Raw genomic sequence first — 18126 nt, 5'->3', positions numbered from 1 at the left:
CATCGGGGAGAGCGCTCTCCAATGCTTACGACTCCCGCAAGGAAGTGTCTCCCCCCATGCAGTTGCCACATCTCAACCTGTCGGCCCACGGCCGCAGGCGTACGACGGCCCGCCTCACCGTGGCCGTCCTCGTCGCCGCCGGAGCGGCCGTCATGCCTGTGCCCGCAGCGCAGGCGGCCGGAAGCGTGGTGAAAGTCGAGGGATCGCAGGGCGCATGGCGGCTCACCGTCGACGGCTCGCCGTACACGGTCAAGGGCCTCACCTGGGGCCCCGCGGTCGCCGACGCCGGAAAGTACATGCCCGACGTCAAGTCCATGGGCGTCAACACCATTCGAACCTGGGGCACGGACGCCACGACGAGACCGCTCCTGGACAGCGCCGCCGACAACGGGATCAAGGTCATCGCCGGGTTCTGGCTCCAGCCGGGCGGCGGCCCGGGAAGCGGTGGGTGCGTCAACTACCTGACGGACACCGCGTACAAGAACAACATGCTCGCCGAGTTCCCCAAGTGGGTGGAGACCTACAAGGACCACGCGGGTGTCCTGATGTGGAACGTCGGCAACGAGTCGGTGCTCGGTCTGCAGAACTGCTACAGCGGTGACGCCCTGGAACAGCAGCGCGACGCGTACACGACGTTCGTCAACGACATCACCAAGAAGATCCACGCAGTCGACCCCGACCACCCCGTCACCTCGACGGACGCGTGGACCGGCGCCTGGGCGTACTACAAGAAGAACGCGCCCGACCTCGACCTGTACGCCGTGAACTCCTACGGCGCCGTCTGTGACATCCGCCAGACCTGGGAGAACGAGGGCTTCGACAAGCCCTACATCGTCACCGAGGGCGGTCCTGCCGGTGAGTGGGAGGTACCGGACGACGCCCACGGCGTACCGGACGAGCCGACAGACGTGGCCAAGGCCGAGGGCTACGGCAGGGCCTGGCAGTGCATCACGGGGCACGGCGGAGTGGCGCTGGGCGCGACGCTCTTCCACTACGGCACGGAGTACGACTTCGGCGGCGTCTGGTTCAACCTGCTCCCGGCCGGCCAGAAGAGGCTCTCGTACTACGCGGTCAAGGAGGCGTACGGGGCGGACACCTCGGGCGACAACACACCGCCCGTGATCACCGGAATGACGGTCGACAACGCCTCGGCGATCCAGGCGGGCAAGCCGTTCACCGTGAAGGCGTCCGTCTCCGACCCGGACGGTGACGCGCTCACGCACCAGGTGCTGTTCGGCAGCAAGTACGTCGACGACAACGGTCAGCTGACGGACGCCCGGTTCACGGACAAGGGCAACGGCACCTTCGAGGTCACCGCGCCCGACCGGCTCGGCGTGTGGAAGGTCTACATCAAGACGTCGGACGGCAAGGGCAACGTCGGCATCGAGACGAAGTCCTTCGCGGTCGTGCCCCCGGAGGTCGGCGGTACGAACGTGGCGGCGGGCAAGCCGGCCACCGCCTCCACCTTCCAGCCCGACAGCGTCGGGTGCCCCTGCCCCGCGGGCAACGCCGTCGACGGTTCCTTCGACACCCGCTGGGCGAGCGACTGGGCCGACCAGCAGTGGCTGCAGGTGGACCTCGGGGCGAAGACCTCGTTCAACCACGTGCAGCTGGCCTGGGAGGCGGCATACGCCAAGGGGTACACGCTGCAGACCTCGGACAACGGCCAGGACTGGACCACCGTGCACACCGTCACCGAGGGGAACGGCGGCATCGATGACATCGACGTCGCGGGCGACGCGCGCTACGTACGCGTGAACACCTCGGTACGCGGCACCCCTTGGGGTTACTCGCTCTACGAGTTCGGCGTCTACCGGAGCTGACCGCTCGTAGGACCTGCCGCGCCGTCTCTCTCCCCGCTGTCGGTGCGGCAGGGAAGTCCGCGGCGGGCCACGGAGATCCGTGGCCCGCCGCGGACTCTTGCCGTTTTCGCGGGGTCCTTGCCCGGACTGCGGGGCGCTGTGGCCCCGGTACGGTCCGAACGAGAAGTCCTAGGGGGAATCCTCGGGGCCGTCGTCGTCGGAGCTCAGCTCCTCGGCGCGCAGGGCGAGGTCCTGCAGGACGTCGGCGGACGTCACTTCTCCCTGGCCGGAGTCGTGGACCTGGGCGAGTGCGATGAAGGCCAGGGTGAATGCGCCGACCAGTTGCTCGACGGCGCCGCCGACTTCCCTGCCCACCAGAAGGGCCATCTCCTCGACGGTCGCGTCCCCGGGAATGGCGATGTGGGGCATCGTCTCGTTGAGGAGAGTCGTCACGATGCTTCCGCCCGCGTCCGGGTCGTGCCCGTTCGTGTCCTCCTCGGCGTGGCGCTGCATCTCGCCCGCCTCCGTGAGGATGCCGATCACTCGCTTGAGGACTTCACTCTGCTCCATACGGTGAGCATATGCGTCGGGGACCGTCCGCATGATTGCCGCCCGACGGTGTGCCGAACGGCCGGAGCCCCCGGACACGTGCATCCGTGGATGCCGTGTCCGGGGGCTCCGGCCGTCCTCGGGCGCCGGGCTCAGGCCGCCTTGCGGGGCCTGCCGCCCGAGGCCTCGCGGATCAGCTCCGCATAGCGCCGGCCGCTGCTCTTGACCGTGCGGCGCTGGGTGGCGTAGTCGACGTGGACCAGGCCGAAGCGCTTGTCGTAGCCGTAGGCCCATTCGAAGTTGTCCAGCAGCGACCAGGCGAAGTAGCCCGCCAGCGGTGCGCCCTTGCGCACGGCGCGGGCACAGGCCTCCAGGTGTTCCTCCAGATACTGGGTGCGCTCCGGGTCGTGCACCGAGCCGTCGGCCCGGACGACGTCCTGATAGGCCGCGCCGTTCTCGGTGACGTAGATGCGCTGTGCGCCGTACTCCTCGGTGAGGCGCAGCAGGAGCTGCTCCAGCCCGTCGGAGTGGACCTCCCAGTCCATATGGGTGTGCCGAGAGCCGGGCAGGTAGATCTGTTTGGCGTTGGGTACGGGTCCGTTCTCGTCGGCGGTGACGACCTGGCGGAAGTAGTAGTTCAGGCCCAGCCAGTCCAGCGGCGCCGCGATGGTCTCCAGATCGCCCGGCCGCACGGGGAGCTCCACCCCGTACAGGTCGACCATGTCCTGCGGGTAGCCGCGGCCGTGGATGGGGTCGAGCCACCAGCGGTTGACGTGGCCGTCGGCACGGACGGCGGCGGCGCGGTCGGCCTCGCTGCCGCTCGCCGGCTCGATCGGGCTGAGGTTGTTGACGATGCCGACACGGGCGTCCGGGGACTGTGCGCGGATCGCCTGCACGGCCAGACCGTGGCCGAGGTGGAGGTGGTACGAGGCGCGGACGGCGGCCGTCAGATCGGTCAGACCGGGTGCCATCCGGCCTTCCAGGTGGCCGACCCACGCGGAGCAGAGCGGTTCGTTGAGGGTCGCCCAGTCCTTCACCCGGTCGCCGAGGCGCTCGACGACGGCGGAGGTGTACGCCGCGAAGTGCTCGGAGGTCTCCCGGACGGTCCAGCCGCCGCGGTCCTGCAGTGCCTGCGGCAGGTCCCAGTGGTAGAGCGTGGCGAACGGAGCGATCCCGGCTTCCAGGAGACCGTCGACCAGCCGGTCGTAGAAGTCGAGACCCGCCTTGTTCACCGGTCCGTCGCCGCCCGGCACGATCCGCGGCCAGGCGAGCGAGAAGCGGTAGGCGTCCGCCCCGAGCTGCTTGATCAGGCCGATGTCCTCGGGGACACGGTGGTAGTGGTCGCATGCCACGTCGCCGGTGTCCCCGTTGTCGATGGTGCCGGGGAGGTGGGAGAAGGTGTCCCAGATCGAGGGGGAGCGGCCGTCCTCCGCCACCGCTCCCTCGATCTGGTACGCGGCCGTGGCGACGCCCCAGGTGAAGTCGGCCGGGAGGGCGTTGAGGTTGTTCACTGACTGCCTTTCCGTTTCGGTCACTTGACGGCGCCCGCGGTGAGTCCGGCGACGAGGTAGCGCTGCAGGAGCAGGAATCCCACGACGACGGGCACGCTGACCACCAGCGACGCCGCCATGACCTGGTTCCAGTAGACGTCGTTCAAGGTGGCGTATCCCTGGAGTCCCACGGCCAGGGTGCGGGTTTCGTCGTTGGTCATCACGGAGGCGAAGAGCACCTCGCCCCAGGCCGTCATGAACGAGTACACCGACACGGCGACGATCCCGGGCACCGCGGCCGGCACGACGACCTGGAACAGGGCCCTGATCGGGCCGCATCCGTCCACCAGGGCCGCCTCGTCCAGGTCCTTCGGGATGGAGTCGAAGTAGCCGATCAGCATCCAGATGGAGAAGGGGAGCGAGAAGGTCAGGTAGGTGAGGATCAGTCCGCCGCGCGAGCCGTAGAGGGCGAGACCGGTGCTGTTGCCGATGTTGACGAAGATCAGGAACAGGGGCAGCAGGAAGAGGATCCCCGGGAACATCTGCGTGGAGAGCACCGTGACGGTGAACACCCGCTTGCCGCGGAAGCTGTAGCGGCTCACCGCGTACGCCGAGAACACCGCGATCGTCACCGAGAGCACCGTCGCGGAAGCTGCGACGATCAGCGAGTTCACGAAGTACTTGGCGAGCGGGACGGTCTCCCAGATGTCGAAGTACGGCCGGACGGTGAGCTCGGACGGGATCCACTGGAACTTCCCCGACACGTCCTGGAGCGGTTTCAGCGAGCTGCTGACCATGACGTACACGGGCAGCAGGACGAAGCCCGCGAGGACGGTCAGGACGATGCGGCGGGTCCAGAGGAAGGACTGCGGTGCGGCCATGGGGGACCGGGCGTGGCTAGCCATGGGAGCCCTTCCTTCCGCGTGAGGTGAAGAACAGGTAGACGGCCGTGACGACCAGCAGGAAGAGGAGCAGCAGGACGGACATCGCCGAGCCGCTGCCGAAGTTCCAGGTGACGAACGACGACTGGTAGATGTGGATCGAGATCAGGTCGGCGTTCTCCGGCGCTGATTTCCCGAACAGCACGTACGGCGTGTTGAAGTCGTTGAACGTCCACAGGAACAGGACGAGCACCAGGACCTGGTTGACGGGCCGCAGTGAGGGAAGCGTAATCTTGCGGATCTGCTGCCAGATGCCGGCGCCGTCGATCGAGGCCGCCTCGTACAGCTCGCGCGGGATGTTCTGCAGCCCGGCCATGAGCATGAGGAAGGCGAACGGCCAGCCCTTCCAGACCGAGACGATGATCAGCGCGTAGATGCTGTTGTCGCCGATCAGCCAGAACGACGGCTCGTCCGTCAGCCCGAGCTGGTCGTGGAGTACGTGGTTCACCAGCCCGTTGTCCCGCTGGAACATGAAGGCCCACGTGATGACGGCCGCGTAGACCGGCAGTGCGTACGGGACGAGGAACACCGCCCGCAGGAAGCCCCGGCCGCGGAAGTTCTCCTGCAGCATGATCGCTGCGGCGATTCCGAACAGCCAGGCCAGACCGACGGCGAAGAAGGTGAAGACACAGGTGACGAGGAACGAGTGGAGCAGTGCCTCGCCGATCGGGGCGTTGAAGTCGACGGCGATGCTGTAGTTGTCGAGTCCGGTCCAGGGCGCCCCGGCCCAGTTGTTGATGTAGAACTGCGTGAACTGGCGGAAGCTCATCATCATCCCGATGGCCATCGGGATGATGTGGATCAGGAGTTCCAGCAGGACGGCCGGGAGCAGGAGGAGATAGGGCAGTCCGCCGCGGCGGATCCGGTCGGGGATGCGCGGCAGTCTCCTGCGCGCATCCCCGGTGCCCGTGCTCGTCACCCTGTCCGACTTGTCGACCTGGGGATCGGTGGTCACGGCGGTCATGAAGAGTGCCTCACTGCTGCATCGTCTGCTGGGCCTTGTCCAGGCGCGCCTTGACGGTCTCGGTGGTGATCGGCTTGCCTGCTGCGGCCTCGGCCCACAGCTCCTTGATCGCCGTACCCACGGCGGTCTCGAACTGTGACTCGTTGGGGACCTGGGGGAGCGGGGCGGCGCTGGTGGCGAGCGTGTCGCGCAGGACCTTCAGGTCGGGGGCCGAGAACGCCGCGTCGGCCTGGGCCGCCTTGACCGGGGGAATCGCGCCGTAGGTCTTGTTGAGGAGCTTCTGCTCCTCGTCGCTCGTCATGAACTTCACGAACTTCTTGGCACCGTCGATGTTCTTGGAGTTCTTGAACACGGCCATGTTGATGCCGGCGACCATCGAGTTGGTGTTCTTGCCCGTGCCGGGGACGCCCGACTCCACGGGGACGGGGGCGACACCCCAGTCCTCGGGCTTCATGCCCTGGGCGGCGAAGGTGGTCGCGGCGGCCTGCCACAGCACCATCGCCGTCTTGCCCTTGGCGAAGTCCGTGAGTGACTGGTTCTGGGCGTACTCCGCGTTGCCCGGGGCGATGATCTTGTCCTTGGCCATCAGGTCGATGTACTGCTTCACGGCGGCGACCGCACCGTCGGAGGTGAAGGTCGCCTTGCCGGACGCGTCGAAGAAGTCGGCTCCGTGCTGCTGGCCGAGGACGAAGGCCTGGTGGATGTTGTTCGAGAGGTTCGCACCCTCGGCGCCCAGCCCCCACTTGCCGTCCTTCGACAGCTTCTTGCCGGTGGCGACCAGTTCGTCCCAGGTGGTCGGCGGCGCGGTGATGCCGGCCTCGGCGAACATCGCCTTGTTGTAGTAGAGCGCGTACGCCAGCGAGTACAGCGGCACCGCGGCGGGCGGCTCGCCCTCCTTGCCGGCCGACGCGACGGCCGAGTCGATGAAGCGGTCACGGCCGCCGATCGCCTCGAAGTTCTTGTCGTCCCACGGGAGCAGCGCTCCGGAGGCCTGGAGCGAGGCCGACCAGGTGTTGCCGATGTTCAGCACGTCGGGGCCCTGACCGGACGTGGTGGCGGCGAGGATCCGGTTCAGCAGGTCGGCCCAGGGGACGACCTCCAGCTTCACCTTGATCCCGGTCTCCTTCTCGAACTTCTTCAGCTCGGGAGTGAGGATCTTCTTGTCGGCCTCGATGCTCGGGCCCTGGTTGGACGCCCAGTACGTGAGGGTCTTGGGTGACTCGTTGCTGCCGCCGGACGACGACGTGCCGCCTCCGCAGCCGGTGACTCCGGCCGCGACGGACATGGCGAGGGTGACAGCTGCTGCGGCTCTGAGGTGACGCATGAAAGGTGGCCCCTTTCCGGGGATGGCATCGTTCGGGACCCGAACGGCCGTCCATCACTTAATTTATGACGTGATTTAAGAGGTGAAGGAAGTGTGCGTCAAGGGGTGCGGGCGGGGTATGTTTCCGGAACGAAGGGAGCAACATGGCTGAGCGCAGCAGACGGACCGTGCGTGACCTGCGAAGGGGCAATCGGGCGAGGGTATTGCAACGGTTGTATTTCGACGGCCCGCTGAGCCGTCAGGAGCTCGGCCCCGCGACGGGGCTGAGTTCGGGCTCCATCAGCAACGTGGTCGCCGAGCTGGCCGCGGAGGGCCTCCTGGAGGAGGCCGGAATCGTCGATTCCGACGGAGGGCGCCCCCGTACCCTGCTGCGGATCGCCCCCGGTGGCGGCCTGCTCGTGGGCATCGACATCGGGGAGACCCGGGTCCGCGTCGAGCTCTTCGACCTGTCGCTCACGGAACTGGCCCGCACCGAACGCCTGCTCGCCCAGCACGGCTACGACGTCGACCGCATCGTCAGGCACGTCCGTACCGGGGTGGCCGATGTTCTGCGCGACGCGGGTGCCGACCCGGGCAGGCTGCTCGGGATCGGCATCGGCGTGCCGGGAATCGTCGAACGCGAGGCATCCGGAGCCGCCGACGGCCGGGGCACGGTCGTGCACGGCCAGACCATCGGCTGGAGCGCGGTCCCCTTCGAGCGGATGCTCCGCGACGCCGTCGACGTACCGCCGGAGGTGCCGTTCTTCATCGAGAACGGAGCCAAGACGCTGGGGCAGGCAGAGATGTGGTTCGGCGGCGGCCGGGGCGCCGAAGTCGCCGCCATCGCCCTCATCGGCTCAGGCGTGGGTGCCAGCGTGAACCGAGGAGAGATCCTCGACGAGGACCTGTCGAACGCGGCCCTGGAGTGGGGCCACACCACCGTTCAGGTGCGGGGCCGCCGCTGCCGCTGCGGTTCGATCGGCTGCCTGGAGGCGTACGCCGGTGCGGAGGCCATGCGTGAGCGCTGGCACGAGGCCGGCGGCCCGCTGCCCGCGGACACCGACGACGAGGCCGCCCTCGCCGCGCTCCTCGCCGCCGCCTACCCGGGACCGGGCAGCACCGCCCCGGACCCGGTGGCGGTCGCCATCCTGGACGAGACGGCCGAGTACCTGGGTGCCGCCCTGGCCGATCTCGTCAACCTGTTCCTGCCCGACCGGATCCTGCTCGGCGGGTGGGCCGGGCTGCTGATCGGCCCCCATCTGCTCCCGGACATCCGGCGGTACGCCCAGGAGTACGCGCTGAGGCACGCGGTGGCCCGCACCACGATCGAGATGGGGCACCTCGGTCCGGACGCGGTCACGGTGGGCGCCGCGACCCTGCCCCTGTCCGACTTCCTGGCCCGCGGTGGCAGCCGGCCCTCGACGGCTCCGGATCCGGCCAACGCGCCCGGTCCGGTTCGGCCGGCCTCGACCGCCCTGCGCAGCCGTACTCCGGCGGGCTGAGCCGGAGCCGACGGCGGCGCACGGAAGCACCGACGCGGGGCGAAGCGGTCCGGGACCCTGTCGTGCGAGGGGGCCGAGGGCTGCCGATGAGACGCCCGGGCGGCCTGGATCCGCCCGGGCGCGACTCAGACGTGCGTGGAGTCCGCCAGCGGTCGTCAGAGCTGGACGAGCGCCTCCACGCGCATCCAGCCCCGGCCGTCGGCCGCCGCATCGGTGGTGACCATCGCGTAGCTGTACTCGTTGTACGCGGCGCCCTCGCAGGTCGAAGCGCCGACTATGTCACCCGCGTGCTTGGTCTTGACGACCACACTGTTCGGGTTCGGGTTCTCGTACACCCCGGCGGTCGGCCACACGACCTTGTACTGGCATCCGAACTGGGCCGAGGCGCCGGCGCTCGAGCCGGTGACGAGCGCGCCGGTGAAGCCGAGCGCGGTGGCCAGGACGGCGGTGGTGAGACGGGTCATGCGCATGAGTGCTGGTGCTCCTCAGGATTCGACGATCGGTCAGGGCCAGGATCGTAGGCCCTTCGAAGCGACGCCGCGCACCATCCCGTACGCGCAACCGCCGGACCGTCGGTCAGGACCGCCCCGGAAGCCCGGCCGGAGCATCAGGCGGAGTCCCGCACCACGAGGGCCGGTTCGTGGATCACCGATGTCGCCGGGCTGTCCGGTGACGCGAGGCGGTCCAGAAGCAGTCGCGCCATCTCCGCCGCCATGTCCTCCACCGGCTGTCGCACCGTCGTGAGCGGCGGCCGGCAGGCGGAGGCCGCGCTGCTGTCGTCGAAGCCGATCACGGCCACGTCCGCGGGCACCCGCCTGCCGTGCTCCCGCAGGACGTGGCAGGCGCCCATGGCCATCAGGTCGTTCCCCGCGAACACCCCGTCCAGATCGGGGTGTTCCGTCAGCAGTCGTTCCATCGCGGCCTCGCCGCTCTCCTGGGTGAACTGCCCCTCGGCGATCGGGATGTACGGGTGTCCGCGCCGCGCCATCGTTTCCCGGAAGCCGGCCAGACGCTCCTGTCCCGCGGGCACGTCCAGCGGGCCGGTGATCGTGGCGATCCGACGGCAGCCGCGCGCCAGCAGATGCTCGGCGGCGAGTCCGGCCCCCTCCCTGTGGGCCAGGTCGACATAGCTGATCCGTACCGGCCGGGCGGGACGCGCGTACAGGACCGCTGGCAGTCCCGCATCCGTGATCATTCCCGGCAACGGGTCCTCGGCGTGGGTCGACACGATCAGCGCCCCGTCGGCGCTGCCCTGCCGCAGGTAGGACACCACCTCGTCCCGGGCCCGCGGTGTCTCGGCGAACATCAGGACCGGGTGCATCCCGCGCGGCCGCAGGTAGTTGACGACTCCTGTCACCACCCGGCCGAAGAACGGGTCGGCGAAGACGCGGGCGGTGAAGGAGCCCCCGTCGGCCGCCCCCGCTCCGTCCTCTTCGTCCGTCTCCACGCCCGCACCCGAAACGACCAGGACGATGGAGTCCGCCCGCCGCGTGACCAGGGAGCGTGCCGCGCGGTTGGGCGCGTATCCGGTGACGGAGACGGCCTGACGCACGGCCTCCTGGATCCCGGGATCGACATTGCGCACCCCGTTGATGACCCGCGAGACGGTGGCGCGCGAAACGCCGGCCGCCCTCGCCACGTCCTCCAGGGTGGGTGCCGCACCGGCCGATCGCTGGTCATCCGTCATGAGCGCATTTATAGCATCAGTGGAGCAGCTGAGGAGAGCGCTCTCCCTTCTCGAGGGTTTCACGCCCGGACGACGGCTCGCCCAAGGCGAGCCCCGCCTCCAGCGGCAGGTCGCCGGCCGACCGGCCGGCGAGCAGCCGGACTTCGCCGGGATCCGTCTCCCACCGCGACCGGACCGTCGACCAGTGGGCCGCCGCCCGGCCCGAGACCCGGACCACCGCGACGGCGCTCTGCCCCGGGTCCGCCTCGACCGCCGCGTAACCGATCAGCTTGCGCACCGGCCGTTCCGTCCCGGAGGCGGGCCGGGACAGATAGACCTGAACGACCTCACGCCCGCGCCGCCCTCCCGTGTTGCGCAGCCGTACCCGTACGTCGAAGGCATCCCCTGCCCGCACCGATTCCGGCGGCGACAACTCCTCGTACTCCCACCGCGTGTAGCCGAGTCCGTGCCCGAACCAGTAGGCCGGCGCCGTACCCGACCGCAGCCAGGCACGGTGGCCGATGTCCGGCCCCTCCTCGTAGCGCAGCACCCCCGCGTCCGGCCAGGTCGTGAGCACCGGTACGTCCTCCTGGGCGACTCCCCACGTGGTCGGCAGTCGGCCACCCGGCTCGGTACGGCCGAACAGGACGTCCGCGAGTCCGTCGCCGGCTTCCTGGCCGGGGAACCAGGCCAGCAGCAGGGAGGGGACCAGGGTGTGCCACGGAAGGGCCACCGGGCCGCCGGAGTTCACGATCACCACTGTGCGCGGGTTGGCCCGCACGACCGCCCGGACGAGCTCGTCGCGGCCGTCCGGCAGGCTGAGGCCCTCGCGGTCGTGGCCCTCCGACTCGCTCTCCTCGGTGGTGCCCACGACCACCACCGCGACATCCGAGGACCGCGCCGCGGCCACGGCGGCCGCGAGCGCCGCGGCGTCGTCACCCGGCGGGGGAGCCGCCGCCAGAACCGTCGCCACACCCGTCCCCGGCGCCAGGCCGCGCCGGACGACGACCTCGACCTCGGTGTCCGCCCTCAGCACCGCCTCCGCCAGCCGGTAGGGAGGGGCGACATGGACACGCGTCGGATCGTCGCTGTCGAGCGGGAACGTCCCGCCGAGCACCTCCCGGCCGTCGACGCTCAGCGACAGGGGCCCCCAGCCGCCGACCGCCCAGGTCCACCTGCCGCCGGTGTCCGGCTTGACCAGCGTCCGGATCTCCACCGTCTCGGCCCCGTCCACCCTCACCGACGGCTCCACGATCCGGCCGGACAGCCGGTGCTCCGCGTGCAGTTCGGCACCCGCCGCATCCAGCAGCCGGACGAGCACCCCGGGTTCGCCGCTGCGTGGATCACGGGACCAGGACCGGTCCAGGGGGCGCGGCAGGGAGGAGGGCGCCTGACCCGGGGCGTACGTCACCCGTGTGCCGCCGCCCACCGCCCGTTGGATCCCCTCCAGCGGCGACACGACGGAGGCCGGGAACACCTCCGCGCTGCCCCCGCCCTGGATCCGCACCTCGCGGGCAGGCGCCCCGATCACGGCGATGCTGCGCAGCCCCGCCGGATCCAGCGGCAGGAGCCCGCCCTCGTTGCGCAGCAGGACGGCCCCTGCCGCGGCGGCCCTGCGCAGCAGAGCGCGACGGGTCACTGGGGAGACCGCGGGACGCCACACGAGCTCGGGGTGGCCCAGCGCACCCACCCGGTCGGCCAGCCGCAGCAGCCTCCGGACCTTGTCGTCCAGCAACTGCCGCTCCACGATCCCTTGTTCCACGGCGGCGAGCAGGCCGGCCGCCCACGGCCCGTGCGGACCCGGCATGGCCAGGTCCTGTGCCGACCCCGCGGTGTCGAGCAGCGTGCGGACGGCGCCCCAGTCGGAGATCACGGGCCCGTCGAACCCCCACTCGCTCTTCAGGGGCCGGTCCAGCAGCGGCGACGCGGCCATGGTGCAGCCGTTGACCTGGTTGTACGCGGACATGACCGCCCAGACGCCTGCCTCGACGGCCGCCTCAAACGGGGCGAGGTAGACCTCGCGCAGGGTCTGCTCGTCGATCCGGACGTCGACGGTCAGCCGGTCGGTCTCGGAGTCGTTGCCGACGAAGTGCTTGGCGGTGGCGGCCACGCCGCCCGACTGGATGCCCCTGATCAGTGCGACCCCCGTGCGCCCGGTGAGCAGCGGGTCCTCCGAGAAGCACTCGAAGTGCCGCCCGCCCAGGGGTGACCGGTGCAGGTTGAGGGTGGGGGCGAGGAGGACGTCGACGCCCTTCCCGCGGGCCTCGGCCGCGAGCAGCGCACCCAGCTCGGTCACCAGCCGCTCGTCCCAAGCGGCGGCGAGCGCGGTCGGCGAGGGCAGGACGAGCGAGGTCTCACGTTCGTCCCAGGCCTCGCCCCGCACCCCTGCGGGGCCGTCGGAGAACGTCAACGGGCGCAGACCGACGGCCGGTTCCCCGTGTGTCCGCCAGGTCGTGGCGCCCGTCAGCAGGCGCACCTTCTGTCCGAGGTCCAGCTTTTCCAGCAGGCGGTCGATCTCTTCATCCGTCATGCGGCCCTGCCCCTCACCCGCGCCTCGTTGGAGAGCGCTCTCCCCGTGTGCTCGGCACAGCGTCGCTGGCCGGTGTCGGCTCTGTCAATGGGGTCCGGCGGCGGAGGGCGCGGGCGACGGCACAATGGCCACTCACTTGTCACCACCCCTTGTCTGCACCTAAGTTGGCCGCTTGCGACGTGTCCTACTGCCAGTGGGGGAGCCAAGTCATGGCCGCGAACGGACGGCACCGCAGATATCAGCCCAGCCGGATCAACCGTGCCTCGCTCACGGTCACGGCGGGCGGCGCGGGCATCGCGCTACCGCTCCTCACGGCCGCTTCGGCAGGAGCCGCCTCGACCGATGTGTGGGAGAAGGTCGCCGCGTGCGAGTCGACGAGCAACTGGCACATCAACACCGGTAACGGCTACTACGGCGGCCTGCAGTTCACCCGATCGACCTGGGCGGCCTTCGGCGGCACGGCCTACGCCGCGCGCGCCGACCTGGCCACCAAGGACCAGCAGATCGCCGTCGCCGAGAAGGTGCTGGAGGGGCAGGGGCCCGGCGCCTGGCCGACCTGCTCGGTACGGGCCGGACTGACGCGGGGCGGCGACGCCCCCGACATCGCCCCGCAGACGAAACGCACAGCCGTCGACGCGGCGAAGGCGGGTGTGAAGGCCGCACCGAAGGCCAGGACGCAGTCCGGCTCGGCGAAGGCCGTCCCGGACGCCCGGGCAGACAAGGCGTCCGCATCGCCGACCGCCGTGCCGGGCAAGCGGGAGTCGTACACCGTGGCCCGTGGCGACTCCCTCTCCGGCATAGCCGAGGCCGAACGGGTGCAGGGCGGCTGGCAGCGCCTCTACTCGGCGAACCGCGCCGTCGTCGGAGACGACCCCGACCTCATCCTGCCGGGACAGCGGCTGAGCCTCGAGGTGGCGGAGACACCCAGGACCGCCGAGCCCGCGGCGACGAACGAGTCCTGGCGGGAGCGTGCCGGTTCGGCGAGCCCGGAGCGGGACGACTCGAAGCAGGTCACGCCGAAACAGCGGGCCACACAGAAGGCCGCCGCACCGAAAGCGACTCAGAAGGCCGCGCCCGAGCAGGCGGCGAAGCCCGCCGCCAAGCCCAAGCAGTCGGCCAAGCAGAACTCCGGCCTCACCGCACCCGTGGCGGCCCGGACCGGAACCCCGTACCACCAGGCGGGTTCATGGTCCAGCGGCTATCACACGGGTGTCGACTTCCCCGTGCCCACCGGTACCTCGGTGAAGGCCGTGGCGTCCGGGAAGGTCGTCTCGGCCGGCTGGGCGGGAGCGTACGGCTACGAGATCGTCATCCGCCACGGCGACGGCAGGTACAGCCAGTACGCGCACCTGTCCTCGCTCCACGTGCGCGAGGGTCAGCAGGTGGGCAGCGGCCAGCGGATCGCGCGCTCGGGATCCACCGGCAACAGCACCGGCCCGCATCTGCACTTCGAGGTCCGGACCGGCCCCGGCTACGGCTCGGACGTCGACCCGCTCGCCTATCTCAGGGCAGGCGGCGTCAGCATCTGAACACCGCTGTACGGCCCGGGGCGCCCGACTCCGGGCGGGCTAAGTCACCGCGGCGGGCAGGGCCTGCCAACGGCCGTTCCCGCTGCCCCTTGAACTCCACACGCCCCGCCGCGTGGTTCAGCGGCAGGGCGGTCGGTGCCGGAAACGGGTCCGGTGCCGCCCTGGCGGGGGAGGGCAGCGGCTTCGGCGGCTCGGGGACCACCAAGGGCCGGCTCCCATGGGCCTGTGGCGCCTCACAGTCCGTATCGGATGCGGACCGCCGCGACGCCGGATGCGGGGCCCCCGTGCGCTCCGCGGTCAGCCTCTGGGTGGTCAGCAGAACCAGCCCGCCCGCCGCCACCGCACCGCAGCCGAGCGCCAGTACCGTGCCGGTGATGCCGTAGCGGAACTGCTCCCCGAAGAGCGTGAGACCCACCGCGGCGGCGACCACCGGATTGACCACGGTGACCGTGGCGAGCGGGGCGGCCAGCCCGGCGCCGCGGTACGCGGCCTGGGAGAGGAGCAGCCCCGAGGCGGCCAGGCCCGCGATCACCAGCAGCGTCGGCAGCCCCGACCCCACCGAGCCGGACGTCCATTCCATCGCCACGGTCTTGGTGAACACCGAGGCCATGCCGAAGGCCACTCCGGCGCCCGTGGCCAGCACCACGCTGCGCGCCATGGGGCGGTGCAGCCCCTTGGCGAGAACGGTCACGACGGCCACCGCACCGAACGTCCCGGCCGCCAGCACCAGCTGCTCGGGTCCCGCCAGAGAGTGTGAGCCCGCGTTCCCCGTGAGGGCCAGCAGGCCGGCCAGACCCACCGTGGCCATGATCGCACCGCGCCAGGCAGTCTTCCCCGCCCTGCGCCGGACGAAGAGCGCCGCCATCGGCAGCGCGAAGACGATGGTCAGGGCACCGAGCGGCTGGACGAGGCTGAGGGGTCCGTAGGCCAGTGCCACCACGTGCAGCACCGCACCCACACCGTTGAGCGCCACGGCCGCCCACCAGACGACGTTGCGCACGGGTGCGTACGGGCGGTCGTCACCGCCCGCGGCCACGCGCTCCTGGACGATCGCCCCGGCCGCATAGGCGACCGCGGAGATCAGTGACAGCAGCACGGACAGCGCAAGGGAACTCATGTACACCACGATGTCCTGTCGGAGTCGCTCAGTCGTCGTCCTTGAGGCGGCGATTCGGCGTACTGCTCCAGTAGTACGTACATCACTCCTACGTCCTCCTCTCGACGGTAGTCCTCCTCGCCCCAAGCCTCAGAAGTTGGGCCGCGAGTCGCACAGAGCGCTGACGGTCCGATGCGGTGAGTGCCCGAAACCCGAAGGAATGGGAGAAAACAGGTTCGGGCAGGCGCTGTCGCCGAGTTCTGTGTGCCGTGAACCTGGACAGCGGCCCGGCGCCGTGTTTTCATGCCGCTGCGCCTCGGACACCGACCGCTACATCCAGTCGGCCCGGCTCGACGGGGCGGAGCAGTTCAGGACATACCTCACCACCGAGGACATCCGCTCGGCACGCTCGCTCTCCTTCGAGGTGGGCAGCGAGCCCTCCGCGTGGGGCACGGCTCCCGCCGACGCCCCGCCTGCCCTGCGCTGAACGAAGGCGGCGCCCCGCCCCGGACCACACGGTCCGGGGCGGGGCGCCGCGACAGGTTCAGGTGCTGAGCTGGAATTCGGCCCGGATGCGCTTGCCCACAGGGACCCGCTCGGCCGTCACACGGTCGCAGAGCGCCACCACGATCTCCATGCCGTGACCGCCGAGACGGGCAGGATCGGGGGCGTAGAGGACGGGAAGTGCCGTACTGCTGTCGTACACCGTGACGCTGATGCGGTCCGCGTTCCCCTCGAGCTCCAGCAGGTAGGGGCCGTGGCTGTAGCGGTCCGCGTTGGTGACGAGTTCGCTCACCGCCAGCATCAGGTCGCTGCGGGTGTGCTCACCGAGGACCGCGAGCCACTCCGCCGCGAGCCGCGCCAGGAAACGGTCGGCCAGGGCTCGGGCCTGCGCGATGCATCCCGGTTCGCCGTCGAACACCTCGGCAGCGAGCAGAACCTCCGTGACCGGCGCCCCCTGAACGGGGTCGTCCGACCGTGAGGTGGCCTGTTCGTTCATGTGCTCCAGCCAGGGCGCCGCAGGGGAGGTCGAAGACCTCTTCTCGCCGTTCGTCTACCCGCGTCGAGAGATCCCACTCCGGGAGATCTCTCAGATCTTACGCGCGACGGGGCGTCCGTACCACGCTCATGGAGAAGTTGTCGATCTGCCGCGCCGAGCCGACGATTCACGGTGCTTCTCCCGACTGCGGGCTGATCAGGGCGGGCGCGAGCAGTTCCGCCGTGGTGTGCGTGGGCGCTTCGGGGGCGACCGGCAGCGTGAAGTGGATGAGCGTGCCTTCGTCCGGGCCCGGGTCCAGCCAGATCCGGCCACCGTGGAACTCGACGATCTTGCGGCAGAGGGCGAGCCCGATCCCCGTGCCCTCGTACGCGTCACGGTCGTGCAGGCGCTGGAAGATGACGAACACCTTGTCCGAGAACTCCGGGGCGATCCCGATGCCGGTGTCCGCGACCGTCAGATGCCAGTCCTCGCCCTCCCGCACACATCCGACGGTGATCCGGCACGGCACGTCCGGACGACGGAACTTGACCGCGTTGCCGATGAGGTTCTGCCAGACCATGGTCAGCGACGTCGCGTCGCCGAGCAGGGCCGGCAGCCGGTCCTCGCGCACGACGGTGGCCCCCGACTCCTCGACCGCCAGGGCCAGATTGGCGAGGGCCCGGTCCAGGGAGCGGTCGAGATCGACGGGCGCCCAGCCGTCGTGGACCCGTCCCACCCGGGAGAAGGTGAGCAGATCCTCGATGAGCACCCGCATCCGCACGGCGCCGTCGACCGCGAAGTCGATGTACTGCTTGCCGCGTTCGTCCAGTTCCGTGCCGTACCGCTGCTCCAGCAGCCGGCAGAAGGAGGCCACCTTGCGCAAGGGTTCCTGCAGGTCGTGCGAGGCGACGTAGGCGAACTGCTCCAGCTCGGAGTTGGACCGGCGCAGCTCCTCGGCCTGTTCGGCCAGCAGGGTCTCCCGCTCCCGCGACTCGGCGAGCTCCGTCACCAGGCGGCGGCGCATGTCCTCCACCGCGGCAGCCACTGCTCGTACGTCGGACGGACCGCGGACCTCGATCCTCCCGGCGAACGTGCCCGACCGGACCGTGTTCGACGCCGCGGTCAGCGCGTTGAGAGGCCGGCCCACCATCCGGTGCAGCAGCAGACTGAACGACACGACGGCCAGCACGAAGCTGATCAACAGCGCGAAGAGCACCCGGTCCCGGGTCGTGCGCGCCGCACCGAGATCGGCACGGGCCTGATCGCGCGCGACGTCCAGATGGGACTGCTGCGCCGTGTACAGCTGTCGCAACGTGTCGAACTCCGCCTTGCTCTGCCGGATCGGATCCGAGGACGCACCCGCGGGCCCGGCCCCGCGGACACGGGCGATCAGCGGCTCGGCCCGGAGCAGGCGCCACTGCCGGGACGCCTTCTCGATCCGGTCCAGGTCCCCGGCGAAGGGCTGTTCGTCGCCGACGAGGGCACGGAGCCGGTCCAGCCTGTTCCGCTCGGCCCGCACGCCCGCCTCGTAGGGCTCCAGGAACGACGCGTCTCCGGTGAGCGCGAAGCCGCGCACCCCGGTCTCCTGTTCCAGAAGGGAGTTCTGCAACTGGTACGACCAGGTGCGGGCGGGCTGGATGCGGTCCACCAGCTCCGTGGTCCGGTCGGATATGCGCGAGAGGACGAGGCCGCCGACGACCAGGCCCCCGCAGACCATCAGCACGAAGCCGGCCAGGATCAGATGGACCCAGTGCTGCACCGACGGCCGTGCGAGC

14 protein-coding genes and 1 pseudogene are annotated in these 18126 nt (G+C 70.3%); 4 read left to right on the top strand and 11 right to left on the bottom strand.

Going from position 1 to position 18126, the window contains the following annotated elements; all coding sequences use genetic code 11:
• Window positions 1–56 precede the first annotated feature (56 nt).
• Complete coding sequence (locus tag OG844_RS13705) at window positions 57–1823, top strand: discoidin domain-containing protein (RefSeq protein WP_406390256.1); 1767 nt, start codon at window positions 57–59, stop codon at window positions 1821–1823.
• Between the two features lie 168 nt (window positions 1824–1991).
• Here OG844_RS13705 and OG844_RS13700 read toward each other — a convergent pair whose 3' ends face one another.
• The 5 genes from OG844_RS13700 to OG844_RS13680 form a co-directional block, all read right to left on the bottom strand.
• Window positions 1992–2372 carry a hypothetical protein gene (locus OG844_RS13700; RefSeq protein ID WP_406390254.1) on the bottom strand — a complete coding sequence of 127 codons (381 nt, stop codon included), beginning with the start codon at window positions 2370–2372 and terminating at the stop codon, window positions 1992–1994.
• Window positions 2373–2503: 131 nt separating this feature from the next.
• Complete coding sequence (locus OG844_RS13695; protein WP_406390252.1) at window positions 2504–3862, bottom strand: GH1 family beta-glucosidase; 1359 nt, start codon at window positions 3860–3862, stop codon at window positions 2504–2506.
• 20 nt (window positions 3863–3882) lie between these two features.
• Complete coding sequence (locus tag OG844_RS13690; RefSeq protein ID WP_384613622.1) at window positions 3883–4746, bottom strand: carbohydrate ABC transporter permease; 864 nt, start codon at window positions 4744–4746, stop codon at window positions 3883–3885.
• Window positions 4739–5746 carry a carbohydrate ABC transporter permease gene (locus OG844_RS13685; protein WP_406390250.1) on the bottom strand — a complete coding sequence of 336 codons (1008 nt, stop codon included), beginning with the start codon at window positions 5744–5746 and terminating at the stop codon, window positions 4739–4741. Before OG844_RS13685 ends, OG844_RS13690 begins: the two co-directional genes overlap by 8 nt.
• A gap of 10 nt (window positions 5747–5756) precedes the next feature.
• Window positions 5757–7070, bottom strand: coding sequence for an ABC transporter substrate-binding protein (locus tag OG844_RS13680; protein WP_406390249.1), 1314 nt, complete (start codon window positions 7068–7070; stop codon window positions 5757–5759).
• Between the two features lie 143 nt (window positions 7071–7213).
• Here OG844_RS13680 and OG844_RS13675 point away from each other — a divergent pair, with 143 nt between their 5' ends.
• Window positions 7214–8551 carry an ROK family protein gene (locus tag OG844_RS13675; RefSeq protein WP_406390248.1) on the top strand — a complete coding sequence of 446 codons (1338 nt, stop codon included), beginning with the start codon at window positions 7214–7216 and terminating at the stop codon, window positions 8549–8551.
• Between the two features lie 155 nt (window positions 8552–8706).
• Here the strand turns inward: OG844_RS13675 and OG844_RS13670 are convergent, their stop codons facing one another.
• The 3 genes from OG844_RS13670 to OG844_RS13660 all read right to left on the bottom strand — a co-directional run bounded on the left by OG844_RS13670 (window position 8707) and on the right by OG844_RS13660 (window position 12747).
• Window positions 8707–9021 carry a glycosyltransferase gene (locus tag OG844_RS13670; protein WP_406390246.1) on the bottom strand — a complete coding sequence of 105 codons (315 nt, stop codon included), beginning with the start codon at window positions 9019–9021 and terminating at the stop codon, window positions 8707–8709.
• A gap of 137 nt (window positions 9022–9158) precedes the next feature.
• Window positions 9159–10238 (bottom strand): LacI family DNA-binding transcriptional regulator, encoded by a 1080-nt coding sequence (locus OG844_RS13665; protein ID WP_406390245.1) that lies wholly within the window; start codon window positions 10236–10238, stop codon window positions 9159–9161.
• Between the two features lie 16 nt (window positions 10239–10254).
• Window positions 10255–12747 (bottom strand): glycoside hydrolase family 3 C-terminal domain-containing protein, encoded by a 2493-nt coding sequence (locus OG844_RS13660; protein ID WP_406390243.1) that lies wholly within the window; start codon window positions 12745–12747, stop codon window positions 10255–10257.
• A 209-nt stretch (window positions 12748–12956) separates the two neighbouring features.
• Between OG844_RS13660 and OG844_RS13655 the strand changes: the two genes are divergently transcribed.
• Window positions 12957–14276 carry a peptidoglycan DD-metalloendopeptidase family protein gene (locus tag OG844_RS13655; protein WP_406390241.1) on the top strand — a complete coding sequence of 440 codons (1320 nt, stop codon included), beginning with the start codon at window positions 12957–12959 and terminating at the stop codon, window positions 14274–14276.
• On the opposite strand, the pseudogene OG844_RS13650 reads toward OG844_RS13655, so the two are convergent.
• Window positions 14246–15402, bottom strand: a pseudogene (locus tag OG844_RS13650) (DMT family transporter). The gene OG844_RS13655 and the pseudogene OG844_RS13650 overlap by 31 nt on opposite strands.
• Window positions 15403–15667: 265 nt before the next feature.
• Between OG844_RS13650 and OG844_RS13645 the strand changes: the two are divergent.
• The gene (locus OG844_RS13645) at window positions 15668–15859 is read left to right on the top strand and encodes a hypothetical protein (RefSeq protein ID WP_406396402.1); all 192 of its coding nucleotides are present in this window, start codon (window positions 15668–15670) and stop codon (window positions 15857–15859) included.
• Between the two features lie 57 nt (window positions 15860–15916).
• On the opposite strand, the gene OG844_RS13640 is transcribed toward OG844_RS13645, so the two are convergent.
• Window positions 15917–16372: an ATP-binding protein gene (locus OG844_RS13640; RefSeq protein ID WP_406390240.1), complete on the bottom strand. Its 456-nt coding sequence runs from the start codon at window positions 16370–16372 to the stop codon at window positions 15917–15919.
• 166 nt (window positions 16373–16538) lie between these two features.
• A complete protein-coding gene (locus tag OG844_RS13635; RefSeq protein WP_406396118.1) occupies window positions 16539–18110 on the bottom strand; it encodes a CHASE3 domain-containing protein in 1572 nt (523 codons plus the stop codon).
• Between the last annotated feature and the right edge of the window lie 16 nt (window positions 18111–18126).

This window comes from Streptomyces sp. NBC_00887, from assembly GCF_045207585.1.
The sequence above is the reverse complement of the archived record's forward strand: the minus strand, read 5'-3'. Positions and strand labels throughout refer to the sequence as shown.

Excerpts from the sequence above, each read along its gene's own strand:
- OG844_RS13705 (WP_406390256.1), top strand. The coding sequence starts at position 57 with ATGCAGTTGCCACATCTCAACCTGTCGGCCCACGGCCGCAGGCGTACG.
- OG844_RS13700 (WP_406390254.1), bottom strand. The coding sequence starts at position 2,372 with ATGGAGCAGAGTGAAGTCCTCAAGCGAGTGATCGGCATCCTCACGGAG.
- OG844_RS13690 (WP_384613622.1), bottom strand. The coding sequence starts at position 4,746 with ATGGCTAGCCACGCCCGGTCCCCCATGGCCGCACCGCAGTCCTTCCTC.
- OG844_RS13685 (WP_406390250.1), bottom strand. The coding sequence starts at position 5,746 with ATGACCGCCGTGACCACCGATCCCCAGGTCGACAAGTCGGACAGGGTG.
- OG844_RS13680 (WP_406390249.1), bottom strand. The coding sequence starts at position 7,070 with ATGCGTCACCTCAGAGCCGCAGCAGCTGTCACCCTCGCCATGTCCGTC.
- OG844_RS13675 (WP_406390248.1), top strand. The coding sequence starts at position 7,214 with ATGGCTGAGCGCAGCAGACGGACCGTGCGTGACCTGCGAAGGGGCAAT.
- OG844_RS13670 (WP_406390246.1), bottom strand. The coding sequence starts at position 9,021 with ATGCGCATGACCCGTCTCACCACCGCCGTCCTGGCCACCGCGCTCGGC.
- OG844_RS13665 (WP_406390245.1), bottom strand. The coding sequence starts at position 10,238 with ATGACGGATGACCAGCGATCGGCCGGTGCGGCACCCACCCTGGAGGAC.
- OG844_RS13660 (WP_406390243.1), bottom strand. The coding sequence starts at position 12,747 with ATGACGGATGAAGAGATCGACCGCCTGCTGGAAAAGCTGGACCTCGGA.
- OG844_RS13655 (WP_406390241.1), top strand. The coding sequence starts at position 12,957 with ATGGCCGCGAACGGACGGCACCGCAGATATCAGCCCAGCCGGATCAAC.
- OG844_RS13640 (WP_406390240.1), bottom strand. The coding sequence starts at position 16,372 with ATGAACGAACAGGCCACCTCACGGTCGGACGACCCCGTTCAGGGGGCG.